Source organism: Qipengyuania oceanensis, from assembly GCF_009827535.1.
In the GTDB taxonomy this organism is placed as follows: Bacteria; Pseudomonadota; Alphaproteobacteria; order Sphingomonadales; family Sphingomonadaceae; genus Qipengyuania_C; species Qipengyuania_C oceanensis.
Genome location: NZ_WTYN01000001.1, coordinates 725,770 through 738,446, shown reverse-complemented (window position 1 = coordinate 738,446; position 12,677 = coordinate 725,770). Strand labels below are relative to the sequence as shown.

The following is a 12,677-nucleotide window of genomic DNA, read 5'->3' as shown; positions in this document are numbered from 1 at the left end:
TGGCAGCGGGGCTAGCCCGCGGACAAGAATATTATCGTTGCGGGCGGCGCGGCTTTGCGTTTGAATTGCGCAGCGCATAAGGCGCGCCTCCCGCAGAACGAAAGACTTTCAACGTGGCTTACAATTGGCAACCCGACGGCTGGAAAGCGCATGAAGCGCGCCATCTGCCCGAATACGAGGATCAGGCGGCACTCGCCGCAGCGGAAGCGACGCTCGCGTCCTATCCGCCACTCGTCTTCGCCGGGGAAGCCCGCGCACTGAAGGCCGAGCTGGCCGATGTCGCCAATGGCAACGGTTTCCTGCTGCAGGGCGGCGACTGCGCCGAAAGCTTCGCCGAGTTCCACCCGAACAACATCCGCGACACTTTCCGCGTGCTGCTGCAGATGGCGGTCGTCATGACCTTCGCCAGCAAGCGACCGGTGGTGAAGGTCGGGCGCATGGCCGGCCAGTTCGCCAAGCCGCGCAGTTCCGCGACCGAAACGCAGGGTGACGTGACCCTGCCGAGCTATTTCGGCGACAACGTCAACTCGATCGAATTCGACCCGGTCGGACGGACCAATGATCCCGAGCGGATGGTGCGGGCCTATTCGCAGGCGGCCGCCACGCTCAACCTGCTGCGTGCCTTTGCCGGCGGCGGCTATGCGAACCTGCGCCAGGTCCACCAGTGGACGCTCGACTTCATGGGCCGCAGCCCGTGGGCCGACAAGTTCAAGGACATTGCCGACCGGATCGGCGAAGCGCTCGATTTCATGGAAGCCTGCGGCGTCGACCCGCAGACGCTGCCGCAATTGCAGCGCACCAGTTTTTACACGAGCCACGAGGCTCTGCTGCTTCCCTACGAGCAGGCGCTCACCCGGCAGGACAGCCTGACCGGCGATTGGTACGACTGTTCTGCGCACATGGTCTGGATCGGCGACCGCACGCGTTTCCCCGGTTCCGCGCATATCGAATTCTGCCGCGGCATCGGCAATCCGCTCGGCATGAAATGCGGACCCAGCCTCGATCCCGACAGCCTGCTGCACCTGCTCGATGCGCTCAATCCGGCGCGCGAGGCGGGACGGATCACGCTGATCAGCCGGTTCGGGCACGACAAGGTCGAGCAAGGCCTGCCGCCGCTGGTCCGCGCCGTGAAGCGCGAAGGCCACCCGGTGGTATGGAGCTGCGACCCGATGCACGGCAACGTGGTCAAGTCGGACAGCGGCTACAAGACCAGGCCGTTCGATCGTATCCTGACCGAGGTGAAGGGCTTCTTCGCGGTCCACCGCGCGGAGGGAACCCATGCCGGCGGCATCCATGTCGAGATGACCGGCCAGGACGTGACCGAATGCGTGGGCGGCGCCGTCGCCATCACCGACGAGGCGCTGGGCGATCGGTATCACACGCATTGCGATCCGCGCCTCAACGCCGCGCAATCGCTCGAACTGTCGTTCCTGATCGCCGAAATGCTCAATCTCGAGGCGAGCGAGAGGCGCGCAGACGCTGCCTGAACGCCGGCGCGGCTGCGCACTAATGCGTAGCTTGGCCGAACGGGAATCTTGATCGCGGATGCCTAGTTCCCCCTCGAGGGAAACAAGGCGTCCGATGGAATTTTCTGCTGTCCAGGCACTTTTGGCAACGGCGATGGCCGTCGCGGCGTTTGTCCTGCTCGCCCGCGAGCGGTCGTTGCGGCTCGCGCAAGTGTCCGAAGCCGCAGATCGTCTCGAGCGATTGCACCTCGTCGTGCGCAACAGGGGGCGCCGCCTTGCGCACAACATCCGCGTGGGCAGGTTGATCGAGGAGACGGCCGACATCGGCCTGTGGCAGTACTTTCCGAAGGAAGACAGGCAGGTCTGGTCCGAAGGTCTGAAGTTGCTGTTCGGTCTGGAAGCAAAGGACCGGCTTGGGGAGGGTGACGCCGAGACATTCCTGGCCGCCAAAGGCGTCGATCTCGTCAACGATGCCATGAACAAAGCCAACGGCGAGCCGGGCAACTTCAGGCTGCGCTTCGATGTCGAGAACCTCGACGGCGAGCACAGGTCGCTCAAGATGCGCGCGTGCCGGTTGAACGACGGTTCCGGACAATTGCACTGCATCATCGGGGTGGTAATCGACGTCACCGAGCTCGCCATTCGCGAGGAGCAGTTGCGCAAGTCGAGGCGAAGTGCGCGAATGGAGGCTCGCCGCGCGCGCGAGCTCGCAGAAACGGACGCCCTGACCGGGATCGCCAACCGGCGACGCGTTATGGACTGGGTCGACCGCGCGATGGTGACTTGCCGGGCGGGCGAAGCACTGGTCTCGCTGATCGTGCTCGACATCGATCACTTCAAGTCGGTCAACGATACCTGGGGCCACCAGGCCGGCGACCGGGTCCTGCAGCGGATCGCGCAGATCGCCTGCGAGGAAGCGCGCAGGGGCGACCTCGTCGGTCGCATCGGGGGTGAAGAGTTCGTCGTCGGCCTGCGCGGGGCAGGCGAGGCGGAAGTGCGCATGATTGCCGAGCGGATGCGGCGCGCGATCGCTTTGCGCAGTTCGACGGATGGCATGCCTGCGGTAACCGCGAGCATGGGCTACGCCACTTGCAACAGCGCCGATACCAGTCTGAGCCTGTTCGCCCGCGCCGATGCGGCGCTCTATGCAGCCAAGCAGGCCGGTCGCAACCAGGTCCGCATGGCTGCGTGAACCTGACCAGCTCGGAAAAAACGCTCGAAACCATCGGCTTGCTCGGGGGTTTATTTGTGTTGTCGCATCCCTATGCTGGGAACGGACGCCGAAGGAGAGACCCGTGTCCCAGCCCAGCCGCACCGCGGCAGAGCTTCGCCAGCAAGACAGCTTGCGGCAGCGATTCCTGGCAACGCGAGAGCTGAGCGAAGCGCTCGCGGCCCCGCTGTCGGATGCCGATGCGACAATCCAGTCAATGGACGATGCATCACCGACCAAGTGGCATCTCGCGCATGTCACCTGGTTCTGGGAAACGTTCCTTTTGCGCGATCACGCCGACGGCTATGTCCTGTTCGACGAGCGATATCCCTACCTTTTCAATTCCTATTACGAGGCAGAGGGGGAACGTCACGCCCGCGCGCGGCGCGGGATGCTTTCGCGACCGACCCTGGCTGAAATTATCGACTGGCGCGGCCATGTCACCGCGGCGATGGACCGATTGCTGGACCGCGAGGATCTGCGCCCGCTGATCGCGCTGGGCATCGCGCACGAGCAGCAGCATCAGGAATTGTTGCTGACCGACATCAAGCATGCGCTGTTCCAGAATCCGTGCGGAGAGGCGATGTGGGAACGCCACCCTTCCGAGCGAACTGTGCCGCGGGAAATCGGCTGGCATGAGCATCCCGGTGGCATAGCGCTGATCGGTCACGACGGAGCGGGCTTCGCCTTCGATAACGAGGGGCCGCGCCATCGTGTCCTGCTCGAACCCTTCGCGCTGGCGGACCGGCTGGTCACGAACGGCGAATGGGACCAATTCATCGCCGACGGCGGATATAGCGACGCGCGCCTGTGGCTGTCGGACGGATGGGCCTGGGTGCAGGGCGAGGGCATAGCCACGCCACTGTACTGGCGCGATGGCGACGACGGTCCGGAGCAGTTTACCCATTCCGGCTGGCAGGACCGCAATCCAGATGCACCGGTGACGCATATCAGCCATTTCGAGGCCGACGCCTTCGCCAGCTGGGCCGGAGCCCGCCTGCCGACCGAGTTCGAATGGGAAGCGATTGCCCGTGGCCAGCATGCCGAAGCAGCTCCCTCTCACGATCCTGCGGCTGGTAACCAGCTCGACGAAGCCGCGCCGCCGCAGCCGGTCGGAAGCGACGGCCTGTTCGGCGATTGCTGGCAATTCACTCGATCCGCCTACCTGCCCTATCCCCGCTTCGAAGTCGCGGAGGGCGCGGTCGGAGAATACAACGGGAAGTTCATGAGCGGGCAGGGCGTATTGAAGGGCGCCAGCTGCGCCACGGCGCGCGGCCATTCGCGCGCCAGCTATCGCAACTTTTTCTACCCGCAGCAGCGCTGGCAATTCACCGGCCTGCGGCTCGCAAAGGACATTTGATGGTTTCGCAAAAGGGTCTCGCGCTCGTCGATCGCGACGAGGATGGCGTCGACCGCGCATTTCGCAACGACGTGCTCGAAGGGCTCCGCCAGCCGCAGAAGGCGGTTCCGGCGCGCTGGTTCTACGACGATCGCGGATCGCAGCTGTTCGAGGACATCACCCGGCAGCCCGAATATTATCCGACCCGCGCCGAGACGGAGATCCTGCGCGAACGCTGTGGCGAATTCGCCGAGCTGATCGGTCCGGGGAGGGCGGTCGTCGAGTTCGGATCAGGCAGTTCGGTCAAGACACCCGTGCTGCTCGGGTGCATCGATCCGTCAGCCTATGTGCCGCTCGACATTGCCGGCGACTTCCTGCGCCAGTCTGTAGCCGACCTGTCCGCCAAGTTCCCCGATCTGCCGGTGCATCCGGTTGAGGCAGATTTCATGCGCGAGACGGCGCTGCCGGACGAAGTCGCGGACTTGCCGAAACTCGGCTTCTTCCCGGGCTCGACGATCGGGAACATGGTCGCGCGAACGGCAGTAGATCTTCTGCGGTCGATGCGTGCGACGCTCGGCCACGATAGCCACGATGGCGCGATGCTGCTGATCGGCATGGACCTGGTCAAGGACCGGGCGGTGCTCGAATCGGCCTACGATGATGCGGCTGGTGTGACCGCGGCCTTCAACCTCAACTTGGCCGAGCGGATCAATCGCGAACTGGGCGGCACGATACCGCTCGACAGGTTGCGCCACCAGGCGCGCTGGATGGACGATTATTCACGCATCGAGATGCATCTCGTGGCGACGCAGGACATCGCTTTCCAAGTGTCTGGAGAAAGCTTCGCCATGTCTGCGGGCGAAAGCATCCATACCGAGAACAGCCACAAGTTCTCGCGGCGCAGCGCCTTCACGCTGTTGCTGGCGGGGGGCTGGACCCCGGTCAGGCGCTGGACCGATGGAGAGGATCGTTTCTCCCTGATCCTGGCGCGCGCAGCAACGCCGCGCAACGCACCCTGATCCGGCCGCGTTCATTGGCGGTCTGTCTTCGAGCGCCTATGTTGCCTTGATGGAACTCAGGGAAATCTGGGCCGGCGTGGCCGAACTGATCGGATCGATCCCCCGCACCGACCTGCTGTGGCTCGCGCTTGCGTCGCTGGTCCTCGGCTGGATAGGCGCGGCCCTGATGAAACGGTCGCGGGTCCTCGGTCGGCTGCTGGGCGGCGCCAGCACGGCAATCCTCGTCGGAATTCTCGTAACCATCGTGCTGCAGATGTCGCGCCTCGATCCGCGTATCGACCTTGCGGTTCCCGAACTCGGCCTGCCTCCGCAGGTGGTCGAGGGCGATGAAACGCGCGTCCCGATGGCGCAGGACGGCCACTTCTGGCTGAAAGCAGAGATCAACGGCGTCCCGGCCGAATTCTTGGTCGACACGGGCGCGACGCTGACGGCGGTCAACGAGGACCTCGCGTTGGAGGCCGGGCTCGAGCCGCGCCGGGGCGGTATCCCGATCATGCTCAATACGGCCAACGGCCAGGTTACCGCGCAGATCGCGCCGATCGAGGAATTGCGTTTCGGCAATGTCGCCGCGCGCGGACTCGACGCGGTGATCGCGCCGAACCTTGGCGACGTGAACGTGATCGGCATGAACCTGCTGTCGCGGCTCGCCTCATGGCGGGTCGAGGGGCAGACCCTGATCCTGGTGCCGAACAACCCGCAGGACGACCTGGTGCGGGTCGGCGAGTAGCGCATCAGGCGAGCGAGCGGCGCCCTTCCGCGCGATCGCCCGTTTCCCATCCTGCGTTGCGCCGCAGGACTTCCTGCAGTTCGAGATGCTTGGGTCGGTCCGCGCGCGCCGCCAGCACGTCGGCCACTGCCGAGGCCAGCCGCTCGGGCTCGAAGGGCTTGCGGACATAGTCCTGCGCCCCGTGATACCGCGCCTGGTCTTCGTCCGCCTTGCCGGTCAGCGCGGTGAACATGATGATGGGCAAGTCGTAATAGAGCTCGCTGTTGCGCAATTCGCGCAGCAGCCGGGAGCCGTGGACGCCGGGCATGTCCTGGTCGAGCAACAGCAGGTCGGGTCGCCGCCATTCGAGCAGTTTTCGCGCCTGCTCGCCGTCGGAAACCCAGCCGCAGGCGTGGCCTTCGTCCATCAGTATGTTGCAGGCAAGTTCCGCGACGATTTCGTCGTCGTCGGCGATAAGGATGTGTGCCATGTCTTGCGCTCCGTTCGCGGGCCGATCTAGCCAGTGCGCGCCAAGGGCAGGCAAAAGGTCGCCTAGGCATTTTCCCGCAGCGCTTGTGCGCTCGCCCGGTGGCTGGCACGGCTGACCTGGATGACTGACCTTACGATTCGAGACCGCTTCGTGCCGACGACCGGCATCCACAACTTCCGCGATTACGGCGGCTGGACCACGCGCGAAGGCGGGCGGGTAAAGACCGGCCTGCTCTATCGCAGCGGACATCACGTCGGCGCGACCGACGAGGACCTGCGCCAGTTCGCCGAGGCAGGCATCCAGACCGTGATCGACCTGCGCGGCAACAGCGAGCGCGACGCGCATCCATGCCGCCGGGTGGACGGCTGGGATGGCGAAGTGATCTTCTATGACGGAGAAACCGCCAGTTCGCCGCCGCACATGGACATCGACGAAACGACCACGACTGTCGAATATGCTCGCGACCGGATGATGCAGCTTTACACCCGGATGCCGCGCAATCCCGCCATGATCGAAATGTTCAGGCGCTATTTCCGGATTCTCGACGAGCGCGACGGGGCGAGCCTCGTTCATTGTTTCGCCGGCAAGGATCGCACCGGCGTTGCGGCGACCCTCCTGCTGCACGTTCTCGGCGTGAACGAGGACGACCAGGTCGCCGAGTTCGTGCTGACCAATGCCGCGCCGACCTTCGACGTCCTCAAGCGGCAATCCGCGCCGGGCATCGAGGAACGCCTCGGACGGCCGCTCGACGACGACGCGCTCGAGGCGTTGCTGGGCGTGCATGAGGACTATATCCACCGCTGGTTCGAGACCGCGCGCGAGGAAGCCGGTTCGCTCGACGGGTACATCGAGACCAAACTAGGTGTGGATGATGCCATGCGCGAACGGCTGAAGGCGCGCTTCCTGGCGTGACTCTGGCTGCCGGCTTCCCATATAGCCGCAAACGCATTCGACAGATTTGAAGAGACGCACAATGGCTATCCACCGCACCAAGATGCTCATCATCGGTTCCGGCCCTGCCGGGCTTTCCGCCGCGATCTACGGCGCGCGCGCGATGATGGAGCCGATCGTGGTGCAGGGCCTGCAGCCCGGCGGGCAGCTGACCATCACGACCGAAGTGGAGAATTATCCCGGCTTCGCCGACGTCATTCAGGGCCCGTGGCTGATGGAGCAGATGCAGGCGCAGGCCGAGCACGTCGGCACCCGGATGATGTGGGACACGATCACCGAGATCGACCTCGAGAGCGGCGGCCCGTTCCGCGCAGTGGGCGACAGCGGCGACGAGTACATCGGTGATACGCTGGTTATCGCGACCGGCGCGCAGGCCAAGTGGCTCGGCGTTCCGGGCGAGCAGGAACTGGGCGGCAAGGGCGTTTCGGCCTGTGCGACCTGCGACGGGTTCTTCTATCGCGGCAAGAAGGTCGCGGTGATCGGCGGCGGCAATACCGCGGTCGAGGAAGCGCTCTATCTCACCAACCATTCCGACGACGTGACCCTGATCCACCGCCGCGACGAGTTGCGCAGCGAGAAGATCCTGCAGGATCGCCTGTTCAAGTCGGACAAGATCAGCACCTTGTGGAACAAAACGGTCGAGCGATTCGTCGCCGGCGACAACGGCACGCTGAACCACCTGGTGCTCAGGGACACGCAGACCGGCGAGGAATCGACGCTGGAAGTCGACGGCGCGTTCGTGGCGATCGGTCACGCCCCTTCGACCGAACTGTTCAAGGGCAAGCTGCCGATGGACGAGAGCGGTTACCTGCTAGTCGAGCCGGGCACGCCGAAGACCGAAATCCCCGGTGTCTTTGCCTGCGGCGACGTGATGGATCATGTCTACCGCCAGGCGGTGACGGCGGCGGGCACGGGCTGCATGGCGGCGCTCGATGCGGAGAAATATCTCGCCGGCCTCGAAGTCGATCTCGATGGCCACGCCCACGCGCCGGAAGTCGAGCCGACGCACGAGGCGGCCGAGTAGCTTCGCCCGCTAGAACACCGCGATCGCGGCGAGCACTACCAGCCCCATTAGGGTCAGGCTGGACAGCGCGAACAGCATGAAACGCACGACGACCTTGTTGACCGTCGCCTGCACGATCGAGTGGGCAACGCGCAGCAGCACGTAGGTCCAGGCAAGGATCGCCGCCAGACCGTCGCCCGCACCGACCAGCGCCAGTGCCAGCGCGACCGCGTAGAACACGGTCGGCGCCTCGTGCAGGTGGTTGTAGTTGTGCGCCTTCCACTGGACCTCCGGTGGCAGCGCGGCATCGAGCCCGCTCGCGGTATTCTCCCGCGAGAGTTTTTCGGGATCGACGCCTGCCTTCGTCATCGCAGGGAAGCGCGTCGCATACATCCAGATCCACATCACCATGGTCCATGCCGCCAGGGCGACGACCGGTCCGAGCGTTCCGACATTGAGCATCATGCAACTCCCATGGTGAGGATAACCGCGCGAACGGACAGGTAGATGAGCGCCGCGCTCATCGCGAGGAACAGCAGGAAGCGGACCGCCACCACGTTCACGAAAGCCTGCCAGAGCGAATGGATGATCCTGAGGCCGACGTAGATCCACGCTGCCAGCACGTCGCCTGCGGCAGCGCCCATCATCGCGATGATGATGACCGCCGGATAGAAGATCGTCGGCTGTTCCATCAGGTGCGTGTAATTGTGCGAAATCCACCTCACCCGCTCGGGCATCTGGTCTTCGCTGTCGCCGCCCCGTGCGCCGCGCGGAGCATTGCCGACATTGATGCCAAGCTTTGCCAGCGCCGGAAATCGGGTGACCGGTATCAGCATGAGCATGACCAGCGACCAGGCTACCAGCGCTGCCGCCGGCGCGAGCATTTGTGCCTGCATCGAGATTCTCCCCCTGTGTCTGACCCGTCTGCGAGAGTGCTGCCGGACCGGGGTATTGTCAAACGCAAGCTAGCCGGCGGCCGAGATCGTCTCCGCAAACGCAGCCGGATCGACATTGCCGCCGGTAAGCATGATGACCGAATTCTCGTCTAGCGGCACCTTGCCGCAAAGCGCCGCTGCCAGCGCCGCTGCGCCGCCGGGCTCGACCACCAGCCGCAGCTTCGCAAAGGCGAAACGCTGGGCTGCGCGGACTTCCTCGTCGGTGACGGACACTCCCGGCTCCGCACGACCCTGCAACACGCCGAAATTGATGGGCTTGGTCGCATCCGGCTGGAGTGCATCGCAAATCGTTCCGGGCGGATCGTTACCGACACGCACGATCTCGCCTGCCGCGAGCGACTGGCCCACCATGTCCCAGCCGTGCGGTTCGACGACGTGGATCGCAGCTTCCGGGCAGGCGAGGGCCAGCCCCGCGGCCAGTCCGCCGCCGCCACAACACGCCACGATGCGGCTGGGCTGTCGGCCGAGTTGCCGGGTGATTTCGTGGCCGGCGCTCCCCTGGCCCTCGATTACCCACGGGTCGCCGAATGCGTGGACGAGCGTGCCGCCACGTTCCTCAAGCAGTTTCGCCGCAACCTCGTCGCGATCCTCGCCCGGCCTCCGGTAGGTCACGATCTGTGCGCCGAGCGCCCGCGTGGCATCGGCTTTCACGCGCGGCGCATCTGCGGGCATGACGATCACCGCCGCTATTCCAAGCCGGCGTGCAGCCCAGGCGACACCCTGCGCGTGATTGCCGCTCGACACGGCGATCACACCGGCAGAGCGCTGTTCGGGCGATAGCTGCGACAGGCGCCACCAGGCGCCCCTGATCTTGAACGCGCCGACCGGCTGGAGAACTTCCGCCTTTGCCCAGCAGCGCACACCGCCGATCTCGATCGGGAGCAGCGGTGTCGGTGGCAGGATCGCCGCGATCGATGCCGCCGCATCTTCGACGCCCTGGGCAGTGGGCTCCCGGAAATCGTCTTGGATCATTTTGCGCCCCTAGCGCATTCGATTATGGGACGCGCGAAAGATTCGTTTCCGGAGTAACTTTTCATGTCGACAGTGCTGGTAATCGGGGCAGGGGGCGTCAGCTCGGTCTGCGTCCACAAGATGGCGATGAATGCCGATATCTTCTCGAGCATCCACCTCGCCAGCCGCACCAAGAGCAAGTGCGATGCGATCGCTGCTTCGGTCAAGGAGCGTACCGGCGTGGATGTCGCCACCTACGAGATCGACGCCGAGGAAGTCCCGGCGATGGTCAATCTCATCCGCAAGGTGCAGCCCAGCCTCGTCGTGAACCTCGCGCTGCCGTATCAGGACCTGCCGATCATGGACGCCTGTCTGGAAGCAGGCGTTTCCTACCTCGATACCGCGAATTACGAGCCCAAGGACGAAGCCAAGTTCGAATACCATTGGCAGTGGGCCTATCACGACCGCTTCAAGGAAGCGGGGCTGATGGCCCTCCTGGGGTCGGGCTTCGATCCGGGCGTGACCAGCGTCTTCACCATGTGGCTCAAGAAGCACAAGCTCAAGACCATCCGCCAGCTCGACATTCTCGATTGCAATGGCGGCGATCACGGCCAGGCATTCGCCACCAATTTCAATCCGGAAATCAACATCCGCGAAGTCACCGCGCCCGCGCGTCACTGGGAGAACGGCGAATTCGTCGAAACCCCCGCTATGGGCAAGAAGGTCGAATTCGATTTCGAGGGCGTCGGACCCAAGAACATGTACATGATGTACCACGAGGAACTGGAAAGCCTCGCCAAGTTCAACCCGGAAATGGAGCGCGCGCGCTTCTGGATGACCTTCGGTGACGAGTACATCAAGCACCTCACCGTGCTGCAGAACGTCGGCATGACGCGGATCGACCCCATCAAGTACAAGGGCAAGGAGATCATCCCGCTGCAGTTCCTCGCAGCCGTCCTCCCCAAGCCCGAAACGCTGGGCGAGACGACCAAGGGCAACACGAACATCGGCGTGATCGCCACCGGCGAGGCGCTGGATGGCAGCGGCGAGAAGACCTTCTACATCAACAACATCTGCAGCCACGAAGCGGCTTACGAGGAAACCGGCAACCAGGCGGTATCCTATACTACCGGCGTACCCGCCATGATCGGCAGCGCCATGATGGTCACCGGCAAATGGTCGGGCGACGGCGTGTTCAACATGGAGCAGATGGACCCCGATCCGTTCATGGACATGCTCAACGAACACGGCCTGCCCTGGCAGGTGAAGGAACTCGACGGTCCGGTCGACTTCTGATGGAAACCAGGGCCGGCGATCCGGGCGCCTTCGCGCAATTCGACTTGAACCGGGTCGATAGTCCCGCCTTCGTGGTGGACGCGGCGAAACTGCGCTCCAATTGCCAGGTTCTGGCCGACATCCGCGATGCGGCCGACATCAAGGTTCTCGCCGCCCTGAAGGCGTTCTCGATGTGGTCGGTCGCGCCCATCATCGGCGAATATCTCGACGGCGTGTGCACCTCCGGCCTGTGGGAAGCGCGGCTGGCGTCCGAGTTCTACGACGGCGAGATCGCGACCTATTCGGCGGCCTACAAGCCTGACGAGCTGGAAGAGGTCTGCCGCCTGTCGGACCATGTGATCTTCAACTCGCCTGCGCAGATGCAGCGCGCTGCGCTGATCCTCGAACAGGGCAGGGCAATGGGCGGCTCCTTCGACGTGGGCCTGCGGATCAATCCGCAAGTCCCGACGGGCGAAGTGCCTCGCTACGATCCCTCCAGCCCCGGTAGCCGCCTCGGCTTCCCGCTCGACCAGTTGACCGAAGAGCACATGGAAGGCGTCGACGGGATCCACTTCCACAATCTGTGCGAGCAGGACCTGGAGCCGCTGATCCAGACCTGGGACCGCGTCTTCGACGCGATCGAGCCGTACTTCGACCAGCTGAAGTGGATCAACATGGGCGGCGGTCATCACATTACCCGCGCCGATTACCAGCGCGACGAGCTGATCGAATTCCTGAAGGACGCGAAGGACGATACCGGCGCGGAAATCTACCTCGAACCGGGCGAAGCTGTCGCGCTCGATGCCGGCATTCTCGTTGGTACGATTCTCGATACCGGTTTCAACGAATTGCCGACGGCGATTCTCGACATTTCGGCCACTTGCCACATGCCCGACGTGATCGAGGCGCCCTATCGCCCAGCGATGCTGCACGAAGACCAGGGGGAAGGGCAGCCGGTGCGCCTGGGCGGGCCATCCTGCCTCGCGGGCGACGTCATCGGGGACTACATGCTGCCGGTCAGGGCAGAGCCGGGCCAGCGCGTCGCCTTCCTTGACCAGGCTCATTACTCGATGGTGAAAACCAACACTTTCAACGGGGTACAGCTTCCCAGCATCTACCTCTGGGACAGCGAGACTGACGCGCTCGAACTGGTGAAGGAATTCGGTTACGAAACCTTCCGCGACCGGCTAAGCTGAAGCATCGATCCATCGCATCTCAGCCCCGCCGCGTCCGGTGCGATCCTTGCGATTTTTGCCCGCGTATTCACTTGCGTTTCATGACCTGTGATTTATATGCGCGCCTCCTGCTGCC

At 64.3% G+C, this 12,677-nt stretch carries 13 protein-coding genes; 9 read left to right on the top strand and 4 right to left on the bottom strand.

Annotated features, from left to right (window positions below; genetic code table 11):
- Positions 1 to 113 precede the first annotated feature (113 nt).
- From GRI48_RS03650 to GRI48_RS03630, 5 genes are all read left to right on the top strand, one after another.
- Complete coding sequence (locus tag GRI48_RS03650; protein ID WP_160671557.1) at positions 114 to 1,487, top strand: class II 3-deoxy-7-phosphoheptulonate synthase; 1,374 nt, start codon at positions 114 to 116, stop codon at positions 1,485 to 1,487.
- 94 nt (positions 1,488 to 1,581) lie between these two features.
- Positions 1,582 to 2,658: a GGDEF domain-containing protein gene (locus tag GRI48_RS03645; RefSeq protein ID WP_160671554.1), complete on the top strand. Its 1,077-nt coding sequence runs from the start codon at positions 1,582 to 1,584 to the stop codon at positions 2,656 to 2,658.
- Between the two features lie 103 nt (positions 2,659 to 2,761).
- Positions 2,762 to 4,036, top strand: a complete 1,275-nt coding sequence (gene egtB / locus GRI48_RS03640) for an ergothioneine biosynthesis protein EgtB (RefSeq protein ID WP_419956939.1) — start codon at positions 2,762 to 2,764, stop codon at positions 4,034 to 4,036.
- The gene (gene egtD, locus GRI48_RS03635) at positions 4,036 to 5,034 is read left to right on the top strand and encodes an L-histidine N(alpha)-methyltransferase (RefSeq protein WP_160671547.1); all 999 of its coding nucleotides are present in this window, start codon (positions 4,036 to 4,038) and stop codon (positions 5,032 to 5,034) included. The genes egtB and egtD overlap by 1 nt, the downstream gene beginning before the upstream one ends.
- 49 nt (positions 5,035 to 5,083) lie before the next feature.
- Positions 5,084 to 5,761 (top strand): retropepsin-like aspartic protease family protein, encoded by a 678-nt coding sequence (locus tag GRI48_RS03630; protein ID WP_160671544.1) that lies wholly within the window; start codon positions 5,084 to 5,086, stop codon positions 5,759 to 5,761.
- A gap of 4 nt (positions 5,762 to 5,765) precedes the next feature.
- On the opposite strand, the gene GRI48_RS03625 is transcribed toward GRI48_RS03630, so the two are convergent.
- Positions 5,766 to 6,230 carry a response regulator gene (locus GRI48_RS03625; protein WP_160671541.1) on the bottom strand — a complete coding sequence of 155 codons (465 nt, stop codon included), beginning with the start codon at positions 6,228 to 6,230 and terminating at the stop codon, positions 5,766 to 5,768.
- A 120-nt stretch (positions 6,231 to 6,350) separates the two neighbouring features.
- On the opposite strand from GRI48_RS03625, the gene GRI48_RS03620 reads away from it, so the two are divergent.
- Both GRI48_RS03620 and trxB read left to right on the top strand, forming a co-directional pair.
- The gene (locus GRI48_RS03620) at positions 6,351 to 7,142 is read left to right on the top strand and encodes a tyrosine-protein phosphatase (protein WP_160671538.1); all 792 of its coding nucleotides are present in this window, start codon (positions 6,351 to 6,353) and stop codon (positions 7,140 to 7,142) included.
- A gap of 61 nt (positions 7,143 to 7,203) precedes the next feature.
- Complete coding sequence (gene trxB / locus GRI48_RS03615; protein ID WP_160671535.1) at positions 7,204 to 8,205, top strand: thioredoxin-disulfide reductase; 1,002 nt, start codon at positions 7,204 to 7,206, stop codon at positions 8,203 to 8,205.
- Between the two features lie 9 nt (positions 8,206 to 8,214).
- Here the strand turns inward: trxB and GRI48_RS03610 are convergent, their stop codons facing one another.
- The 3 genes from GRI48_RS03610 to GRI48_RS03600 form a co-directional block, all read right to left on the bottom strand.
- A complete protein-coding gene (locus GRI48_RS03610) occupies positions 8,215 to 8,646 on the bottom strand; it encodes an MAPEG family protein (RefSeq protein WP_160675332.1) in 432 nt (143 codons plus the stop codon).
- Positions 8,646 to 9,080, bottom strand: a complete 435-nt coding sequence (locus GRI48_RS03605) for an MAPEG family protein (protein ID WP_160671532.1) — start codon at positions 9,078 to 9,080, stop codon at positions 8,646 to 8,648. The genes GRI48_RS03610 and GRI48_RS03605 overlap by 1 nt, the downstream gene beginning before the upstream one ends.
- Before the next feature lie 69 nt (positions 9,081 to 9,149).
- Complete coding sequence (locus GRI48_RS03600; protein WP_160671529.1) at positions 9,150 to 10,112, bottom strand: threonine ammonia-lyase; 963 nt, start codon at positions 10,110 to 10,112, stop codon at positions 9,150 to 9,152.
- A 63-nt stretch (positions 10,113 to 10,175) separates the two neighbouring features.
- Between GRI48_RS03600 and GRI48_RS03595 the strand changes: the two genes are divergently transcribed.
- Together GRI48_RS03595 and GRI48_RS03590 are read left to right on the top strand one after the other, a co-directional pair.
- Entirely contained in the window at positions 10,176 to 11,387 is a 1,212-nt protein-coding gene (locus tag GRI48_RS03595; protein WP_160671526.1) for a saccharopine dehydrogenase family protein, read from the top strand.
- Entirely contained in the window at positions 11,387 to 12,562 is a 1,176-nt protein-coding gene (locus GRI48_RS03590) for a carboxynorspermidine decarboxylase (protein WP_160671523.1), read from the top strand. Before GRI48_RS03595 ends, GRI48_RS03590 begins: the two co-directional genes overlap by 1 nt.
- Positions 12,563 to 12,677: the final 115 nt, after the last annotated feature.

What these genes read in the sequence shown, in the direction of transcription:
- GRI48_RS03645 (WP_160671554.1), top strand. Translation starts at nt 1,582, where the DNA reads ATGGAATTTTCTGCTGTCCAGGCACTTTTGGCAACGGCGATGGCCGTC.
- egtD (WP_160671547.1), top strand. Translation starts at nt 4,036, where the DNA reads ATGGTTTCGCAAAAGGGTCTCGCGCTCGTCGATCGCGACGAGGATGGC.
- GRI48_RS03630 (WP_160671544.1), top strand. Translation starts at nt 5,084, where the DNA reads ATGGAACTCAGGGAAATCTGGGCCGGCGTGGCCGAACTGATCGGATCG.
- GRI48_RS03625 (WP_160671541.1), bottom strand. Translation starts at nt 6,230, where the DNA reads ATGGCACACATCCTTATCGCCGACGACGACGAAATCGTCGCGGAACTT.
- GRI48_RS03620 (WP_160671538.1), top strand. Translation starts at nt 6,351, where the DNA reads ATGACTGACCTTACGATTCGAGACCGCTTCGTGCCGACGACCGGCATC.
- trxB (WP_160671535.1), top strand. Translation starts at nt 7,204, where the DNA reads ATGGCTATCCACCGCACCAAGATGCTCATCATCGGTTCCGGCCCTGCC.
- GRI48_RS03610 (WP_160675332.1), bottom strand. Translation starts at nt 8,646, where the DNA reads ATGCTCAATGTCGGAACGCTCGGACCGGTCGTCGCCCTGGCGGCATGG.
- GRI48_RS03605 (WP_160671532.1), bottom strand. Translation starts at nt 9,080, where the DNA reads ATGCAGGCACAAATGCTCGCGCCGGCGGCAGCGCTGGTAGCCTGGTCG.
- GRI48_RS03600 (WP_160671529.1), bottom strand. Translation starts at nt 10,112, where the DNA reads ATGATCCAAGACGATTTCCGGGAGCCCACTGCCCAGGGCGTCGAAGAT.
- GRI48_RS03595 (WP_160671526.1), top strand. Translation starts at nt 10,176, where the DNA reads ATGTCGACAGTGCTGGTAATCGGGGCAGGGGGCGTCAGCTCGGTCTGC.
- GRI48_RS03590 (WP_160671523.1), top strand. Translation starts at nt 11,387, where the DNA reads ATGGAAACCAGGGCCGGCGATCCGGGCGCCTTCGCGCAATTCGACTTG.